Origin of the sequence: Enterobacter soli ATCC BAA-2102 (assembly GCF_001654845.1) — a bacterium.
GTDB lineage: Bacteria > Pseudomonadota > Gammaproteobacteria > Enterobacterales > Enterobacteriaceae > Enterobacter > Enterobacter soli.
On record NZ_LXES01000025.1, the window covers coordinates 98999 to 115237 of the forward strand.

Below are 16239 nucleotides of genomic sequence, written 5' to 3' on the forward strand. Positions count from 1 at the left end.
ATCACTCCTGTAAGTCACCGCAGAAACGATAGCCTTCACCATGGATGGTGGCGATGATTTCTGGTGTATCTGGCGTTGATTCGAAGTGTTTACGAATACGACGGATAGTCACATCGACGGTACGGTCATGAGGCTTCAGCTCGCGACCGGTCATTTTCTTCAGCAGCTCAGCACGGGACTGGATCTTGCCTGGGTTTTCGCAGAAGTGCAGCATGGCGCGGAATTCACTGCGCGGCAGCTTGTACTGCTCACCGTTCGGGCTGATCAGGGAACGGCTGTTGATATCGAGTTCCCAGCCATTAAATTTGTAGCTGTCTACGCTACGACGCTCTTCGCTGACCGTACCCAGGTTCATGGTGCGGGACAGCAGGTTGCGTGCACGAATGGTTAACTCGCGAGGATTAAACGGTTTGGTGATATAGTCATCCGCACCGATTTCCAGGCCAAGAATTTTATCAACTTCGTTGTCACGGCCTGTCAGGAACATTAACGCAACGTTCGCCTGTTCACGCAGTTCGCGCGCCAGAAGAAGGCCGTTTTTGCCCGGCAGGTTGATATCCATAATGACCAGGTTGATATCATTTTCAGAAAGGATCTGATGCATCTCTGCGCCATCGGTCGCTTCAAAGACATCGTAGCCTTCTGCTTCGAAAATGCTCTTTAACGTGTTGCGTGTTACCAACTCGTCTTCAACGATAAGAATGTGCGGGGTCTGCATGTTTGCTACCTAAATTGCCAACTAAATCGAAACAGGAAGTACAAAAGTCCCTGACCTGCCTGATGCATGTCGCAAATTAACATGACCGGCCTAACGTGACTAAAGTACGTAATTGCGTTCTTGATGCACTTTCCATCAACGTCAACAACATCATTAGCTTGGTCGTGGGTACTTTCCCTTTGGACCCGACAGTGTCAAAAACGGCTGTCATCCTAACCATTTTAACAGCAACATAACAGGCTAAGTGACACCGGACACCCAATAAAACTACGCTTCGTTGACATATATCAAGTTCAATTGTAGCACGTTAACAGTTTGATGAAATCATCGTATCTGAATGCTAGCCTTTGTCACAATTTTTCAATAAACCAACTAGTTGCGGACATTGATTGATAAACAACACGAATCCAATCATTAAAGGGTATTCACACGGCCATTATCATTACAAAACATAAGGATAAGAGGGTTCTGTTAACATTCTAACTGATTGTTCAGTCACAAAATAGTTTAGCGATTTTAATTTGTTAAGAAACGCTATTTCGGTGATTTGTGTTGCAAATTTGTAAATTCGTGCTGCGTAATATGTTGAAGTGCATCACATTATTACCCGCTAACTGATTAAAAAGAGAGCATAAATGCATCTGTCGATTGTGCTGGTAGCCCCAGCAAGAGCAGAAAATATAGGCGCTGCGGCGCGTGCCATGAAAACCATGGGTTTTACCGATTTGCGTATTGTGGACAGTACGGCACACCTGGAACCCGCAACCCGTTGGGTCGCACATGGATCAGGCGATATTATCGATAATATAACGACTTACGACACGCTGGCGGATGCGCTGCACGACATTTCCTTCACCGTTGCGACCACCGCGCGCAGCCGGGCGAAGTTTCATTACTACGCGACACCAGCCGAACTGGTGCCATTGCTGGCTGAAAAAAGCGAATGGCTGACAAAAGCGGCGCTGGTGTTTGGCCGCGAAGATTCGGGATTAACCAACGAAGAACTGGAGCTGGCCGATGTCCTGACCGGGGTGCCGATGGTTGCTGATTATCCGTCGCTGAATTTAGGGCAGGCGGTAATGGTCTACTGCTATCAATTAGCATCCTTAATGCAAACCACTCCGGCTCAGATAACGGGCACCGATGAAAATCAGCTGGTGGCGTTACGCGCCCGTTTGCAGAATTTGTTAACGGCACTGGACGTGGCCGACGATCAAAAAATGGCTGACTGGTTGCATCAGCGTCTGGGGCGTCTTGAGCAGCGAGACACAGCAATGTTGCATCGTTTGCTTCATGATATTGAAAAAAAATTATCCGAGTAAAATGCTGTCATAAGTTTTTACTATGGCGAATGTGTCTGTCTGTAAGGGTTGCATTCGGGAGAATCGGATGAAAATAAATCTGCAAGCAGCGGGAGATGAGAGTGTCCCGAATTGTGATCAAATTAAAAATTCATTGACTTAAGGGGCCCGATCCTTTAACCCTAAAAGAATACAGCACAGACAGATAATAATTACAGAGTACACAACATCCATGAAACGCATCAGCATTACCACCATTACCACAACCATCATCATTACCACAGGTAACGATGCGGGCTGACGCGTACAGGAAAAACAAAAAAAAGCCCGCACCTAAACAGTGCGGGCTTTTTTTTCGGCTATAGGAAACGAGGTAATCCCATGCGAGTGTTGAAGTTCGGCGGTACATCAGTGGCAAATGCAGAACGTTTTCTGCGTGTTGCCGATATCCTGGAAAGCAACGCCAGGCAGGGGCAGGTTGCAACCGTGCTCTCTGCCCCGGCGAAAATCACGAATCACCTGGTGGCGATGATTGAAAAAACCATCGGTGGCCAGGATGCACTCCCGAACATGAGTGACGCAGAGCGGATCTTCGCCGAGCTGCTTCAGGGGCTGGCCGATGCGCAGCCTGGCTTCCCGCTCGCGCAGCTGAAAGCCTTCGTCGAACATGAATTTGCCCAGATCAAACATGTTCTGCACGGCATCAGCCTGCTGGGCCAGTGCCCGGATGGCATCAATGCGGCATTGATCTGCCGCGGCGAGAAGCTCTCTATCGCCATCATGGCGGGTCTGCTGGAAGCGCGCGGTCATAACGTCACGGTTATCGACCCGGTCGAAAAACTGCTGGCAGTAGGTCATTACCTCGAATCTACTGTTGATATTGCCGAATCTACCCGCCGTATTGCCGCAAGCAAAATTCCGTCTGACCACATGATCCTGATGGCCGGTTTTACCGCCGGGAACGAGAAGGGCGAGCTGGTGGTGCTGGGGCGTAACGGCTCTGATTACTCTGCTGCCGTGCTGGCGGCCTGTTTACGCGCCGACTGTTGCGAAATCTGGACTGACGTCGACGGCGTTTATACCTGCGACCCGCGCCAGGTTCCTGATGCCAGATTGCTTAAATCGATGTCGTATCAGGAAGCCATGGAGCTGTCCTACTTCGGCGCCAAAGTGCTTCACCCGCGTACCATCTCTCCGATTGCCCAGTTCCAGATCCCTTGCCTGATTAAAAATACCGGTAACCCGCAAGCGCCAGGTACGCTGATTGGTGCGAGCACTGACGAAGACGGCCTGCCGGTGAAAGGCATTTCTAATCTTAACAACATGGCGATGTTCAGCGTATCCGGCCCGGGCATGAAAGGCATGGTTGGCATGGCGGCTCGTGTGTTCGCTGCAATGTCGCGCAATGGTATTTCCGTTGTGTTGATTACCCAATCCTCTTCCGAGTACAGCATCAGCTTCTGTGTGCCTCAGGGCGACTGCCTGCGCGCTCGTCGTGCGCTGGAAGATGAATTTTATCTGGAGCTGAAAGAAGAGTTGCTGGAGCCGCTGTCCATTCAGGAGCGTCTGGCCATTATCTCCGTGGTGGGTGACGGGATGCGTACCCTGCGCGGCATTTCCGCCAAATTCTTTGCAGCGCTGGCGCGCGCCAATATCAACATCGTGGCGATTGCTCAGGGCTCGTCCGAGCGCTCCATCTCCGTGGTGGTTGATAATGATGATGCCACCACCGGCGTTCGCGTTGTCCACCAGATGCTGTTCAACACCGATCAGGTGATTGAGCTGTTCCTGATTGGCGTGGGCGGTGTTGGCGGCGCGCTGCTGGAGCAGGTAAAGCGTCAGCAGGCATGGCTAAAGAAGAAACATATTGATTTGCGCGTTTGCGGTATCGCGAACTCGAAAGCCCTGTTGACCAACGTCCACGGCCTGAATCTGGAAAACTGGCAGGGCGAGCTGAGTGATGCGAAAGAGCCTTTCAACCTGGGGCGTCTGATCCGCCTGGTGAAAGAGTATCACCTGCTAAACCCGGTGATTGTTGACTGTACCTCGAATCAGGCCGTAGCGGATCAATACGCTGACTTCCTGCGTGAAGGATTCCACGTGGTCACGCCGAACAAAAAGGCCAACACCTCGTCGATGAATTATTACCATCAGCTGCGTCTGGCGGCGAGCAAGTCACGCCGTAAGTTCCTCTACGATACCAACGTGGGCGCAGGGCTGCCGGTTATCGAGAACCTGCAAAACCTGCTGAACGCCGGTGATGAACTGCAACGTTTCTCTGGCATTCTTTCTGGCTCGTTGTCGTTTATCTTCGGTAAGCTGGATGAAGGCATGAGCCTGTCGGAAGCGACGCGTGCGGCGCGTGAGCTGGGCTACACCGAGCCGGATCCGCGCGATGACCTTTCCGGAATGGACGTGGCGCGTAAGCTGCTGATCCTGGTGCGTGAAACCGGACGCGAGTTGGAACTTTCAGATATCGTGATTGAACCTGTGTTGCCGGCAGAATTTGATGACAGCGGCGATGTCAGCACCTTTATGGCCCGTCTGCCGCAGCTTGATGACGCATTTGCTGCGCGTGTTGCGAAAGCCCGTGATGAAGGTAAGGTATTGCGCTATGTTGGCAACATTGAAGATGACGGCGTTTGCCGCGTGAAGATTGCTGAAGTGGATGGCAACGATCCGCTATTCAAAGTCAAAAACGGCGAGAACGCCCTGGCGTTTTACAGCCACTATTATCAGCCATTACCGTTGGTGCTTCGCGGTTATGGCGCGGGGAACGATGTTACAGCTGCGGGCGTATTTGCCGACCTGCTTCGTACCCTGTCATGGAAGTTAGGAGTTTAACATGGTGAAAGTTTATGCCCCGGCTTCCAGCGCCAATATGAGCGTCGGATTTGATGTGCTGGGTGCGGCGGTAACGCCGGTTGATGGCTCGCTGCTGGGCGATACGGTGACGGTTGAGACGGCTGACAGTTTTAGCCTGAATAACGTGGGCCGTTTTGCCAACAAGCTTCCGGCCGACCCGCGCGAAAACATCGTTTATCAGTGCTGGGAAAGATTCTGTCAGGAGATCGGTAAAAACGTGCCGGTCGCCATGACGCTGGAAAAAAGTATGCCGATTGGCTCCGGGCTTGGCTCAAGCGCGTGCTCGGTGGTGGCTGCCCTGGTGGCCATGAATGAACATTGCGGCAAACCGCTGAACAATAATCGTCTGCTGGGGTTAATGGGCGAGCTGGAAGGGCGTATCTCCGGCAGCATCCACTATGACAACGTCGCGCCGTGTTTCCTTGGTGGAATGCAGCTGATGATTGAAGAAAATGGCATCATCAGCCAGCAGGTGCCAGGGTTTGATGAATGGCTGTGGGTGCTGGCTTATCCAGGTATTAAAGTATCGACCGCAGAAGCGCGCGCAATCCTGCCTGCGCAGTACCGTCGTCAGGACTGTATCGCTCACGGGCGTCATCTGGCAGGCTTTATTCATGCCTGTTACACCCGTCAGCCGCAGCTTGCGGCAAAATTGATGAAAGATGTAATCGCCGAACCGTATCGCACCAAACTGCTGCCTGGCTTTAACGAAGCGCGCCAGGCATCGCTGGATATCGGCGCGCAGGCGTGCGGTATCTCCGGCTCTGGCCCGACGCTGTTCGCATTATGCGATAACCCGGACACCGCGCAGCGCGTGGCGGACTGGCTCTCTAAACACTACCTGCAAAATCAGGAAGGCTTTGTTCATATTTGCCGTCTGGACACGGCTGGCGCACGAGTACTGGGATAAATAATGAAACTCTACAACCTTAAAGATCATAACGAGCAGGTCAGCTTCGCACAGGCGGTAACGCAGGGCCTGGGCAAAAACCAGGGGCTGTTTTTCCCCCACGACCTGCCGGAATTTCCGCTGACCGATATCGATGAACTGCTGAAGCAAGACTTTGTCACCCGCAGCGCCAAAATCCTGTCTGCGTTTATCGGCGACGAAATCCCGCAAGAGCTGCTGGAAGAGCGTGTGCGTGCGGCGTTCGCCTTCCCGGCGCCGGTTAACCACGTAGAGCCTGATGTGGGCTGCCTTGAGCTGTTCCACGGCCCGACCCTGGCCTTTAAAGACTTCGGCGGCCGCTTTATGGCGCAGATGCTGACGCACATCAGTGGCGACAAACCGGTGACCATTCTGACCGCGACCTCTGGTGATACAGGCGCCGCTGTGGCCCATGCGTTCTATGGCCTGAAAAATGTCCGCGTCGTTATCTTGTATCCGAAAGGTAAAATCAGCCCGCTTCAGGAAAAACTGTTCTGTACCCTTGGCGGTAACATCGAAACGGTAGCGATTGACGGCGATTTTGATGCTTGTCAGGCGCTGGTTAAACAAGCTTTCGATGATGAAGAGCTGAAAGTCGCTCTGGGTCTGAACTCGGCGAACTCCATCAACATCAGCCGCCTGCTGGCGCAGATTTGCTACTACTTCGAAGCCGTCGCGCAACTGCCGCAGGAAGCCCGTAACCAGCTGGTGATCTCTGTCCCAAGCGGTAACTTTGGCGACCTGACGGCTGGTCTGCTGGCGAAATCTCTGGGCCTGCCGGTGAAGCGCTTTATCGCAGCAACCAACGCGAACGACACCGTGCCGCGCTTCCTGAAAGACGGCAAATGGGCACCAAACGCGACCCAGGCGACGCTGTCTAACGCCATGGACGTCAGCCAGCCAAACAACTGGCCGCGTGTGGAAGAGCTGTTCCGCCGTAAAGTGTGGCGTTTGGGCGATCTCGGCTATGCCGCGGTGACGGATGAAACCACCAAAGCCACCATGCGTGAGCTGAAAGCGGTGGGGTATACCTCTGAGCCGCACGCCGCTATCGCTTACCGCGCGCTACGCGACCAGCTGAACCCGGGCGAATATGGTCTGTTCCTGGGGACTGCGCATCCGGCGAAGTTCAAAGAGAGCGTGGAAGAGATTCTGGGTGAAACCCTGCCGCTGCCAAAAGAGCTGGCGGATCGCGCCGACCTGCCGCTGCTGTCTCACGAGCTGCCAGCGGACTTTGCCGCGCTGCGTAAGTTGATGATGACCCGCGCGTAATTTTTGTCGGGTGGCGGTTACAGCAACCCCAATCGTAGGCCGGGTAAGGCGAAGCCGCCACCCGGCTTTTTTATGGAGAAATTAAGGAGAAAATAAGCAGTAAAAATGCAGGAATTCCCACTAAATGCGGTCGCTCAGAGATTAGGATTGCAGAGAATAACAACCCCGGTTCCCCTCACGTAATCTCCTTACATCGGCCCACGTTGGGCAAGAATAATAAGGAGTCACCTATGTCTAAACTGAAACCTGCACTCATCGCGCTTTCACTGATGCTGGTCGCTCCCATGGCGGTACAGGCAGCTGAAATCACACTCGTGCCTGCGGTAAAACTGCAAATTGGCGACCAGGATAACAACGGACACTACTGGGATGGTGGCCGCTGGCGCGACCATGACTGGTGGAAGGCGCACTATGACTGGCGTGATAACCACTGGCGCCCGCATGATGAGCATCGCGATCATGATGATCACCGCGACCGTCACGATGATCGTCATGATGACCGCCACGACGACCGTGGCCCAGGGCCAGAGTGGAAGCACCACTAATTAAAAACCCCCGCCATCTGGCGGGGGTTTTGCTTTACTGCTCGTGACGTTTAAACACCATCTCGCCTTTCCCTGACGCTTCTTCGTCAAAGAAATACCCTTCGCTGTTAAACCCGGTGAGTTGTTCGGGCTTTGTCAGACGGTTTTGAATAATAAAGCGGCTCATCAACCCGCGCGCTTTCTTGGCGTAGAAGCTGATCACTTTAAACTTGCCGTTTTTCTCATCCAGGAAGACAGGCTTGATAATTTGGGCATCCAGCTTTTTCGGCTTCACCGATTTGTAGTACTCATCGGAGGCCAGGTTGATCACGATGTTATCGCCCTGCGCGTGTAACGCCGCATTCAGTTTGTCGGTAATGATATCGCCCCAGAAATGGTACAGGTCTTTACCTTTGGCATTTTCCAGGCGGATACCCATCTCCAGGCGATATGGCTGCATCAGATCCAGCGGGCGCAGCACGCCATATAGGCCAGAGAGCATACGCAGGTGCTGCTGGGCAAAATCGAAATCGGCTTCGCTAAACTCTTCCGCCTGTAAACCGGTATAAACATCTCCTTTGAAGGCCAGAAGCGCCTGGCGCGCATTGGTCGGGGTGAAATCCGGGTGCCATTCGTGAAAACGCGTGGCGTTCAGATCGGCGAGTTTGTCGCTGATGCTCATCAGCGTGGCAATTTGTGGCGCAGAGAGCTTACGCGCCTCATGAATCAGCTGTTGCGAATAGTCCAGCAGTTCAGGCTGGGTATAACGCTCAGTGGCAAGAGGGCTCTGGTAATCGAGCGTTTTTGCAGGTGAAATCAGAATCAGCATATCCAGTCCTTGCAGGAAATTTAGAGCGACTTTAGCAAAAAATCGCCCTGAATTGATCGATAGCTGTTATCGCCGGGGCAAATCATCCCAGCTGCCCGGGGCGATTTGCGCTTCAATTTCGGGGTAGCGCGAGGCATCAAACACCGGCTGAACGCCAAGCTTGCGCTGGCGAAGGTAATCGCGGGCGATAAGCGTAACCACCGGAGAGAGCAGCAAAATAGCCGTCAGGTTAGTGATCGCCATCAGCGCCATAATGACATCGGCCAGCTGCCAGACCAGCGGCAGGCTGAGTAAAGAGCCCGCCATCACCATCAGCACGACCCCGATACGTAGCAGCCACAGAGTACCGCGCGAGTCACGCCTGAGGAAAATGAGGTTGTTCTCGGCATAGAGGTAATTGACGACTATCGAGCTGAAGGCAAACAGGATAACAATAACCGAGACAAAACCTGCCCCCCAACTGCCAGAAAGATTCACCAGCGCCTGCTGAACCAGCTGAATGCCCGCCGTCCCGGGTGTGTGCGGCATTGGGCCTGCCAGCAGCACAATCATGGCGCTGGCAGAGCAAATCATAATGGTATCCGTGAACACGCCAATCATCTGCACGATGCCTTGCGCAGCGGGGTGAGGGGGCCAGGACGCAGCGGTGGCGGCGGCATTTGGCGTTGACCCCATACCGGCTTCGTTCGAGAACATTCCCCGCTGAAAGCCTGCCGTCAGTGCCTGGCTAATGGTATAACCCAGTGCGCCAGAGGCCGCTTCCCGCCAGCCGAAGGCACTCTGGAAAATGGTCGTAATCACTTTCGGCACCATGCTGAGGTGTGTGGCCATCACCAACAGGCTCGCCGCGACCCATAGCAGCGCCATTATCGGCACCAGCCATTGCATCAGACGTGCAACACCCTTCAGGCCGGTGACGATGGTCAGCAAAATGAAAATCGCCAGCGTCGCGCCGGTTAGCCACTCCGGGCACTGGAAGGCGTAACGCAGCGCATGGGCCACGGAGTTGGCCTGCACGGTGTTGAAAATCAGTCCGTAGGCGATGAGCAAAAAGACAGAAAACAGCACGCCCATCCAGCGCATTCCCAGTCCCCGCGCCATATACCACGCCGGGCCACCGCGAAACTGGCCGCTTTTGTCCTTCTCTTTGTAGAGCTGGGCGAGGGAGCATTCGGCAAAAGAGGTCGCCATGCCGATAATCGCTGTGACCCACATCCAGAACACCGCGCCGGGGCCGCCGGCGCTAATCGCCAGCGCCACGCCCGCCAGGTTGCCACTGCCAACCCGAGCCGCAAGGCTGGTACACAGCGCCTGGAACGACGTTAATCCTCCCGGTTGCGGGGTGATACTGTTTTTCAGACTTTTGCCAAACTTGCGAATATAGCGAAACTGGATAAAACCGCTGCGCAGCGTAAACCATATACCTGCTCCCAGCAGCAGATATATCATTATCGAACCCCAGAGGATTTCGTTGATAAATGAGAGAAAATCAGGCACTAACGTCCCTCTTGTTGATGCCAATGTGAATATGTAAGCGCTACCACTGATTGACCATGCTGTTACTTAGCACGCTGTTAATATTCCGAGTTTATCATACTATGGCTAAGCGCACTGTCTGCGGTTGCGCTACCATTCCACCGTGTTATCATCAGAGGCAGACCGGTTACATCCCCCTAACAAGTAAACCTGTCATTTTTCCGCTGCTGGCAAGCTGTCGGTAGTGTGAATTATCCAGGGCACGTTAAAAGAGAAACACTATCATGACGGATAAATTAACCTCCCTTCGTCAGTTCACCACTGTAGTAGCTGACACCGGAGATATCGCGGCAATGAAGTTGTACCAGCCGCAGGATGCCACAACTAACCCTTCTCTGATCCTTAACGCCGCGCAGATCCCTGAGTATCGCAAACTGATCGACGACGCTGTGACCTGGGCGAAAGGCCAGAGCAACGATCGCGCGCAGCAGGTTGTGGATGCAACTGACAAACTGGCTGTAAACATCGGTCTGGAAATCCTGAAACTGGTTCCGGGTCGCATCTCTACTGAAGTTGATGCACGTCTGTCTTACGACACCGAAGCGTCAATCGCGAAAGCAAAACGCCTGATCAAAATGTACAACGATGCTGGCATCAGCAACGACCGTATCCTGATCAAACTGGCTTCTACCTGGCAGGGCATCCGCGCTGCTGAGCAGCTGGAAAAAGACGGCATCAACTGTAACCTGACGCTGCTGTTCTCCTTCGCGCAGGCGCGTGCATGTGCGGAAGCAGGCGTATACCTGATTTCTCCGTTCGTGGGCCGTATTCTGGACTGGTACAAAGCCAACACCGATAAGAAAGAGTACGCACCTGCTGAAGATCCTGGCGTGGTTTCTGTGACTGAAATCTACGAATACTACAAACAGCACGGCTACGAGACTGTGGTTATGGGCGCAAGCTTCCGTAACGTCGGTGAAATCATCGAGCTGGCTGGCTGTGACCGCCTGACTATCGCACCTGCACTGCTGAAAGAGCTGGCAGAAAGCGAAGGCGCGCTGGAGCGTAAACTGTCCTACACCGGTGAAGTGAAAGCACGCCCAGAGCGCATCACTGAATCCGAGTTCCTGTGGCAGCACAACCAGGACCCAATGGCTGTAGACAAACTGGCGGACGGTATCCGTAAGTTTGCTGTTGACCAGGGTAAACTGGAAAAAATGATCGGCGACCTGCTGTAATCATTGCGCGTGGCCGGGCTCCCGGTCACGCTACTTCTTTTGTACCCTGTCTGAATCTCCCCTCTGCGTGTATCATTCCCTTTAATCAGTACTTTTTGAATGGAATGGATATGAATACCTTACGCATCGGCTTAGTGTCGATTTCTGACCGCGCCTCCAGCGGTGTTTATCAGGACAAAGGCATCCCCGCTCTGGAAGAGTGGCTGGGCAGTGCGCTGACCACCCCGTTTGAAATCCAGACCCGTTTAATCCCTGACGAACAGCCGATCATTGAGCAGACGCTGTGCGAGCTGGTGGATGAAATGAGCTGCCACCTGGTGCTGACCACGGGCGGTACTGGCCCTGCGCGCCGCGACGTTACCCCGGACGCCACTCTGGCGATTGCCGACCGTGAAATGCCGGGCTTCGGTGAACAGATGCGCCAGATAAGCCTGCACTTTGTGCCAACGGCTATCCTCTCCCGCCAGGTGGGCGTGATCCGCAAACAGGCGTTGATCCTGAACCTGCCGGGCCAGCCGAAGTCGATCAAAGAGACGCTGGAAGGGGTAAAAGCAGAAGATGGCAGCGTGGTCGTACATGGGATCTTCGCAAGTGTACCGTATTGTATACAGCTGCTGGATGGCCCTTATGTAGAAACGGATGCCAAAGTTGTAGCAGCATTTCGCCCTAAAAGCGCACGTCGCGAAACAATCTCCTGAAATTAACAAATATGTGACATTAGCTACAGCCAGGATAGCGTGCAGATAGATTTACGGTATAGTAATTTTTTCTTTACGATCGCCGTAAATATAATTCCACTACTCTGAACACATGGCGCGCTATGTCACATAACACCCGACCTCTGAACCGACAGGATTATAAAACGCTCACCCTTGCTGCTCTTGGCGGGGCGCTGGAGTTTTATGATTTCATCATCTTTGTCTTCTTCGCCGCCGTGGTGGGGGAGCTGTTCTTCCCGGCTGATATCCCTGAGTGGCTGCGCCAGGTGCAAACCTTTGGCATTTTTGCGGCCGGGTATCTTGCGCGTCCGCTGGGCGGCATTGTGATGGCCCACTTTGGCGATCTGGTTGGGCGTAAGAAGATGTTTACGCTCAGCATTCTGCTGATGGCCGTACCGACGCTTGCCATCGGCCTGCTGCCAACCTATGCCTCGATGGGCCTTGTTGCTCCTTTGCTGCTGTTGCTGATGCGAATTCTTCAGGGCGCCGCAATTGGCGGTGAAGTGCCTGGCGCATGGGTGTTTGTGGCAGAACATGTCCCGGCGCGTCGTATCGGTATTGCCTGCGGGACGTTAACCGCAGGGTTGACCGTAGGGATACTGCTGGGTTCGGTTGTCGCGACGATTATCAACACCAGCATGACGCAGCAGGCTGTTCACGACTGGGGCTGGCGAATTCCGTTCCTGCTGGGCGGGGCCTTTGGTCTGGTGGCAATGTATCTGCGCCGCTGGTTGCAGGAAACACCTATCTTCCTTGAAATGCAGCAGCGTAAAGCGCTGGCTCAGGAGCTACCGGTAAAAGCGGTGGTGGTGCGTCATAAGAAAGCGGTTGTGGTCTCGATGCTGCTGACCTGGCTGCTGTCGGCGGGCATTGTGGTGGTGATTTTGATGTCTCCGGTCTGGCTGCAAAAACAGTACGGCTTTGCGCCTGCGGTAACGCTTCAGGCCAACAGTATCGCCACCATTATGCTCTGCTTCGGCTGTCTCGCCGCCGGACTTGCCGTTGACCGGATTGGCGCCAGCCTGACCTTTATCGTTGGCAGCCTGCTTCTGGCCGCGTCAAGCTGGGCGTTCTACCATCTTGCGGGAAGCCATCCTGAGCAGCTGTTCTTGCTGTACGGCGTGGTGGGCTTATGCGTTGGCGTCGTGGGTGCTGTGCCGTATGTGATGGTGCGCGCCTTCCCGCCGGAAGTGCGCTTCACCGGTATTTCATTCTCGTATAACGTTTCTTATGCCATCTTCGGCGGGTTGACGCCCATTGCCGTGACGGTGCTGATGGGCGTCTCGCCGATGGCTCCTGCCTGGTATGTCCTGGCGCTCTCGGTGATGGGGCTGGTGTTAGGTTTCTGGCTGCGTCAGAAACCGGTTGAAGCGCCAGTGCTGGCCCGTTAAACCTGCTTTCGCTCCCTTGCCGCCCGTTTGCCCAGCACAAAGCAGACCATCGGCAGGGGAAGCGTCACGATAAGCAGCATCCACAGCAGGGTATATACGGCGTCCACACCGTCGTTTTGCAGGTTGGTGTAGAGTTTCACCGGTATTCCCTGTGGGAAGTACGCAAAAATCATCACTATGCCAAACTCGCCCACGGCACGTACCCAGGCAAGCGTGGTTGCTGATGCAAGGCCGGGCAGGGCCAGCGGCAGGGTCAGAAAGCGAAAGCGATTCCAGCCCGACGCCCCCAGCGTTTGCCCCGCTTCGAGAATATTTTTAGGCACCGTTGCAAAGGCCGAGCGCGCCACCACGATAAAGTAAGGCAATGCGCCGTAAACCTGCGCCAGCACAAAGGCAGCGGGATTGTTTACCAGCGTGGTGCCAAGCAGCGACAGCCACCGACCAAACACCCCGTAGGGCCCGAACGCCGATACCAGCAAAATCCCCATCGCCAGCGGCGGAGTGAGCAGCGGGATCATCACCAGCAGTTCGCCAATGATCCGCCTGCGCCCGGTGGCCTGCGAAAGCCACCATGCCACCGGAATGCCAATAATGATGATTATCGCCAGCGCCAGAATGCCAAGCCCCATCGACACGGCAATGGCATTGTCGTCCCGCCAGGCCAGTTGCAAGTGCCGCCACGGCGTGACGCTCACAAGCGTAATGAAGGGAATGCAGAGCAGCAGCATTGCGGGCAGCGAAAGCCAGCCCGCAACCCAGCCCGGACGTCTTAGCGGGCGTATACACTATCTCCTTTCGGTGCAGCGTAACCGAACGTTTTGAAGACTTTCTGACCTTCTGCGCTCTGCATAAAGGTGACGAACTTCTGCCCTTGTTCCACCCCGTTTGGCGCATTTTTCAGTACCGCCGCGTAGAACACCATTGGCTGAGTATGGAGTACCTGATCCTGGCCTTTACTGTCCTTAATAGTGAAGCTGACGGTGTCATACCATTGCTTCGCCATGGCCGGGTTGCTCAGGTTAATTTCGTCCGGCAGGGCGACATACGGCAGATGTGCAGAGCGGACTTCACTTTCATAGCCTGCCGCCGCATCCACCTGGCCGCTTTCAAGGCGCGCTAACAGACCGCCTTCCTGATGAGTTTGCTCCGGGTTTTGCAGTGAGCCCAGTACCTTATCGGCGATGCCTGGCATGTTGTAGTACTTCTCGGCCAGCATCAGGGTGAAGACAATATTCTGGCCTTTCGGATCAACATACGGATCGGTGCGACCAAAAGAGACATCTTTTTGCGCCAGCAGATTCAGCCAGGAGCCATCTTTTTTCTGGCTGGCTTGTTCAAACTGAGCCGCGTGTTTGCCCTTCGGACTGTAGGCCACCACCATGCTGGTGCTGGCAACCGGTACGGCATCGTCAATCAGCCCGGCGTCTTTGAGGATCTGCATGGGCCCAGGGGTGATAGAGACGAACACGTCGGCCTCGATTTTGTGGCTTGCCAGCAGGCGTGCCATCCCGTACGCGCCCTGGCCCTGACCCTGGTATTCACCGTTGTCTGCTTTGGCGAAGGCCGGGCCTAAGCCCTGATCCATAACCTTGCCCATTGAACCGGCGTAGGTCACGCGGATGTCTTTCGCCAGCGCCACGGACGACATTTGCAGCAGCGCAACCGCTGCCAGGGTGTACTTCATTTTTCCATTAGCCATAAAATTATCTCGTTATATATTATTTTGCATAACGAGTGTCCTGGAAAGGTGTAGCGATGACAATGCTTGCGTGGCCGTTGTTGAGATTAGGTTGATGAAACGCAAAAAGCCGGGCGGATGCCCGGCTTTTTGTTAGTGCGAAGGGGTATAGCTCAGGACGATGTTGTCATCCGGGATGTGGGTGAAGTTTGTGATGATCGCGTGGTAATCCGCCAGCGGGTCAACATCCTTAAACAGCGTTGGATAGAAGATTTTGCTCAGTGTCTCAATCGCCACGATGTTGTACGGGTTGTTATAGAAGTGATGGTAGAGCGCCCCGGTATGGCCGGCGGCTACCGCCGGAATGCTGGCAACACCCTGGCGCGTCACTAAGGCATTAAACGCCGTTGCTACGTCGCCTGCCGGTACGTTATAGCCAAACGGGATAATCGCTGTGCCTTTACCCGGGCGTTTAGAGCCGGTCATCAGGTAGTAATCCGGGTTCAGAGAGATAATTTTTTCCACGGAAATATTACCGGTAGCCCCTGGCAGCAGCTGCGAGCCAATGTTCGTGCCGCCAGCAGCTTCAACTAGCCCACCCCAGCCGTTGCGCGCGTGAGTGAAGCAGCAGCCGTTATCCAGCCCGCCGACACCCGCGATAGGTTCGATAAACACCAGCGGCTTTTTGCTGACGTTCGCCAGGCGCTGGTGGATTTTATCCAGACGCTGCTGATAGAAATCGATATACGCCTGCGCGCGGTCGGTCTGGCCCATGACCTTGCCCAGTAAGGCAATGCTCGGCAGGGTGTTCTGCACCGGATGCAGTTCGTAGTCGACGAAGACTACCGGGATATGCAGCGCCTCAAGCTTCGCCAGCACGCCGGTCTGCACCAGTGATGGTTTAGCACGAAGCTGGGCGATCATCAGGTCAGGCTGACGGGAGATCACCGTTTCCAGATCCACATTTCCCTGGTCGGAAAACTTCATGTCGAGGATCTTTTCTGCTTCCGGCCATTTACGCTTCAGCACGTTCCAGGTTTCGGTGTCCTGTTTTTTCGGCAGGTTGTTCCATGCCACCACTTTGGCGAACGGGTTATCACGCTCCAGCAGGGCAAGGGTGAAAATGTCGCGACCATCCTGCAAAATGATGCGCTGCGGCTCGTGCTCAATGGTTACTGAGCGGTTATCAAGATCCTTCACCGTCACCGGCCAGTTCTGCGCCTGGGCGAGCAGTGGCGAAAGCAATAGTGCCAGGCCGCCTGCGGCAGCGATGATTTTTTTTAGCATCATGTTTTCCCCG

Annotated in this window: 16 protein-coding genes and 1 other annotated feature; of the genes, 10 read left to right on the forward strand and 6 right to left on the reverse strand. The window is 54.4% G+C overall.

What is annotated here, in order from left to right; genetic code table 11:
- Position 1 precedes the first annotated feature (1 nt).
- Complete coding sequence (gene arcA / locus M987_RS08995) at positions 2 to 718, reverse strand: two-component system response regulator ArcA (protein ID WP_003856501.1); 717 nt, start codon at positions 716 to 718, stop codon at positions 2 to 4.
- Between the two features lie 95 nt (positions 719 to 813).
- On the opposite strand from arcA, the gene yjjY reads away from it, so the two are divergent.
- The 7 genes from yjjY to M987_RS09020 all read left to right on the forward strand — a co-directional run bounded on the left by yjjY (position 814) and on the right by M987_RS09020 (position 7629).
- Positions 814 to 954 carry a YjjY family protein gene (gene yjjY / locus M987_RS24625; RefSeq protein WP_001541509.1) on the forward strand — a complete coding sequence of 47 codons (141 nt, stop codon included), beginning with the start codon at positions 814 to 816 and terminating at the stop codon, positions 952 to 954.
- A gap of 399 nt (positions 955 to 1353) precedes the next feature.
- A complete protein-coding gene (locus M987_RS09000; RefSeq protein WP_014068824.1) occupies positions 1354 to 2040 on the forward strand; it encodes a tRNA/rRNA methyltransferase in 687 nt (228 codons plus the stop codon).
- Between the two features lie 211 nt (positions 2041 to 2251).
- Positions 2252 to 2320 carry a thr operon leader peptide gene (gene thrL / locus M987_RS23875; RefSeq protein ID WP_015572623.1) on the forward strand — a complete coding sequence of 23 codons (69 nt, stop codon included), beginning with the start codon at positions 2252 to 2254 and terminating at the stop codon, positions 2318 to 2320.
- Positions 2259 to 2376 (forward strand) — a sequence feature (Thr leader region). Its footprint overlaps the gene before it by 62 nt.
- Positions 2377 to 2400: 24 nt before the next feature.
- Positions 2401 to 4863 (forward strand): bifunctional aspartate kinase/homoserine dehydrogenase I, encoded by a 2463-nt coding sequence (thrA, locus tag M987_RS09005; protein WP_014068825.1) that lies wholly within the window; start codon positions 2401 to 2403, stop codon positions 4861 to 4863.
- A 1-nt stretch (position 4864) separates the two neighbouring features.
- Positions 4865 to 5794 (forward strand): homoserine kinase, encoded by a 930-nt coding sequence (thrB, locus tag M987_RS09010; RefSeq protein ID WP_014068826.1) that lies wholly within the window; start codon positions 4865 to 4867, stop codon positions 5792 to 5794.
- 3 nt (positions 5795 to 5797) lie between these two features.
- Positions 5798 to 7084, forward strand: coding sequence for a threonine synthase (thrC, locus tag M987_RS09015; protein ID WP_014068827.1), 1287 nt, complete (start codon positions 5798 to 5800; stop codon positions 7082 to 7084).
- A gap of 230 nt (positions 7085 to 7314) precedes the next feature.
- Entirely contained in the window at positions 7315 to 7629 is a 315-nt protein-coding gene (locus M987_RS09020; RefSeq protein ID WP_014068828.1) for a DUF2502 domain-containing protein, read from the forward strand.
- A gap of 34 nt (positions 7630 to 7663) precedes the next feature.
- On the opposite strand, the gene yaaA is transcribed toward M987_RS09020, so the two are convergent.
- Together yaaA and M987_RS09030 are read right to left on the reverse strand one after the other, a co-directional pair.
- On the reverse strand, positions 7664 to 8437 hold the full coding sequence (yaaA, locus tag M987_RS09025) for a peroxide stress protein YaaA (protein WP_014068829.1): 774 nt from the start codon (positions 8435 to 8437) through the stop codon (positions 7664 to 7666).
- A 66-nt stretch (positions 8438 to 8503) separates the two neighbouring features.
- Complete coding sequence (locus tag M987_RS09030; protein ID WP_014068830.1) at positions 8504 to 9934, reverse strand: alanine/glycine:cation symporter family protein; 1431 nt, start codon at positions 9932 to 9934, stop codon at positions 8504 to 8506.
- A gap of 263 nt (positions 9935 to 10197) precedes the next feature.
- On the opposite strand from M987_RS09030, the gene tal reads away from it, so the two are divergent.
- From tal to M987_RS09045, 3 genes are all read left to right on the forward strand, one after another.
- Positions 10198 to 11151 (forward strand): transaldolase, encoded by a 954-nt coding sequence (gene tal, locus M987_RS09035; protein ID WP_014068831.1) that lies wholly within the window; start codon positions 10198 to 10200, stop codon positions 11149 to 11151.
- Positions 11152 to 11261: 110 nt separating this feature from the next.
- Positions 11262 to 11849: a molybdopterin adenylyltransferase gene (gene mog / locus M987_RS09040; protein WP_014068832.1), complete on the forward strand. Its 588-nt coding sequence runs from the start codon at positions 11262 to 11264 to the stop codon at positions 11847 to 11849.
- A gap of 122 nt (positions 11850 to 11971) precedes the next feature.
- Positions 11972 to 13261, forward strand: a complete 1290-nt coding sequence (locus tag M987_RS09045) for an MFS transporter (protein WP_014068833.1) — start codon at positions 11972 to 11974, stop codon at positions 13259 to 13261.
- On the opposite strand, the gene M987_RS09050 is transcribed toward M987_RS09045, so the two are convergent.
- The 3 genes from M987_RS09050 to M987_RS09060 form a co-directional block, all read right to left on the reverse strand.
- A complete protein-coding gene (locus tag M987_RS09050) occupies positions 13258 to 13989 on the reverse strand; it encodes a molybdate ABC transporter permease subunit (RefSeq protein WP_014068834.1) in 732 nt (243 codons plus the stop codon). The two genes, M987_RS09045 and M987_RS09050, sit on opposite strands and share 4 nt — an antisense overlap.
- 41 nt (positions 13990 to 14030) lie before the next feature.
- Positions 14031 to 14945 carry an extracellular solute-binding protein gene (locus M987_RS09055; protein WP_041161995.1) on the reverse strand — a complete coding sequence of 305 codons (915 nt, stop codon included), beginning with the start codon at positions 14943 to 14945 and terminating at the stop codon, positions 14031 to 14033.
- A 147-nt stretch (positions 14946 to 15092) separates the two neighbouring features.
- Positions 15093 to 16229 (reverse strand): ABC transporter substrate-binding protein, encoded by a 1137-nt coding sequence (locus tag M987_RS09060; protein ID WP_080562824.1) that lies wholly within the window; start codon positions 16227 to 16229, stop codon positions 15093 to 15095.
- Between the last annotated feature and the right edge of the window lie 10 nt (positions 16230 to 16239).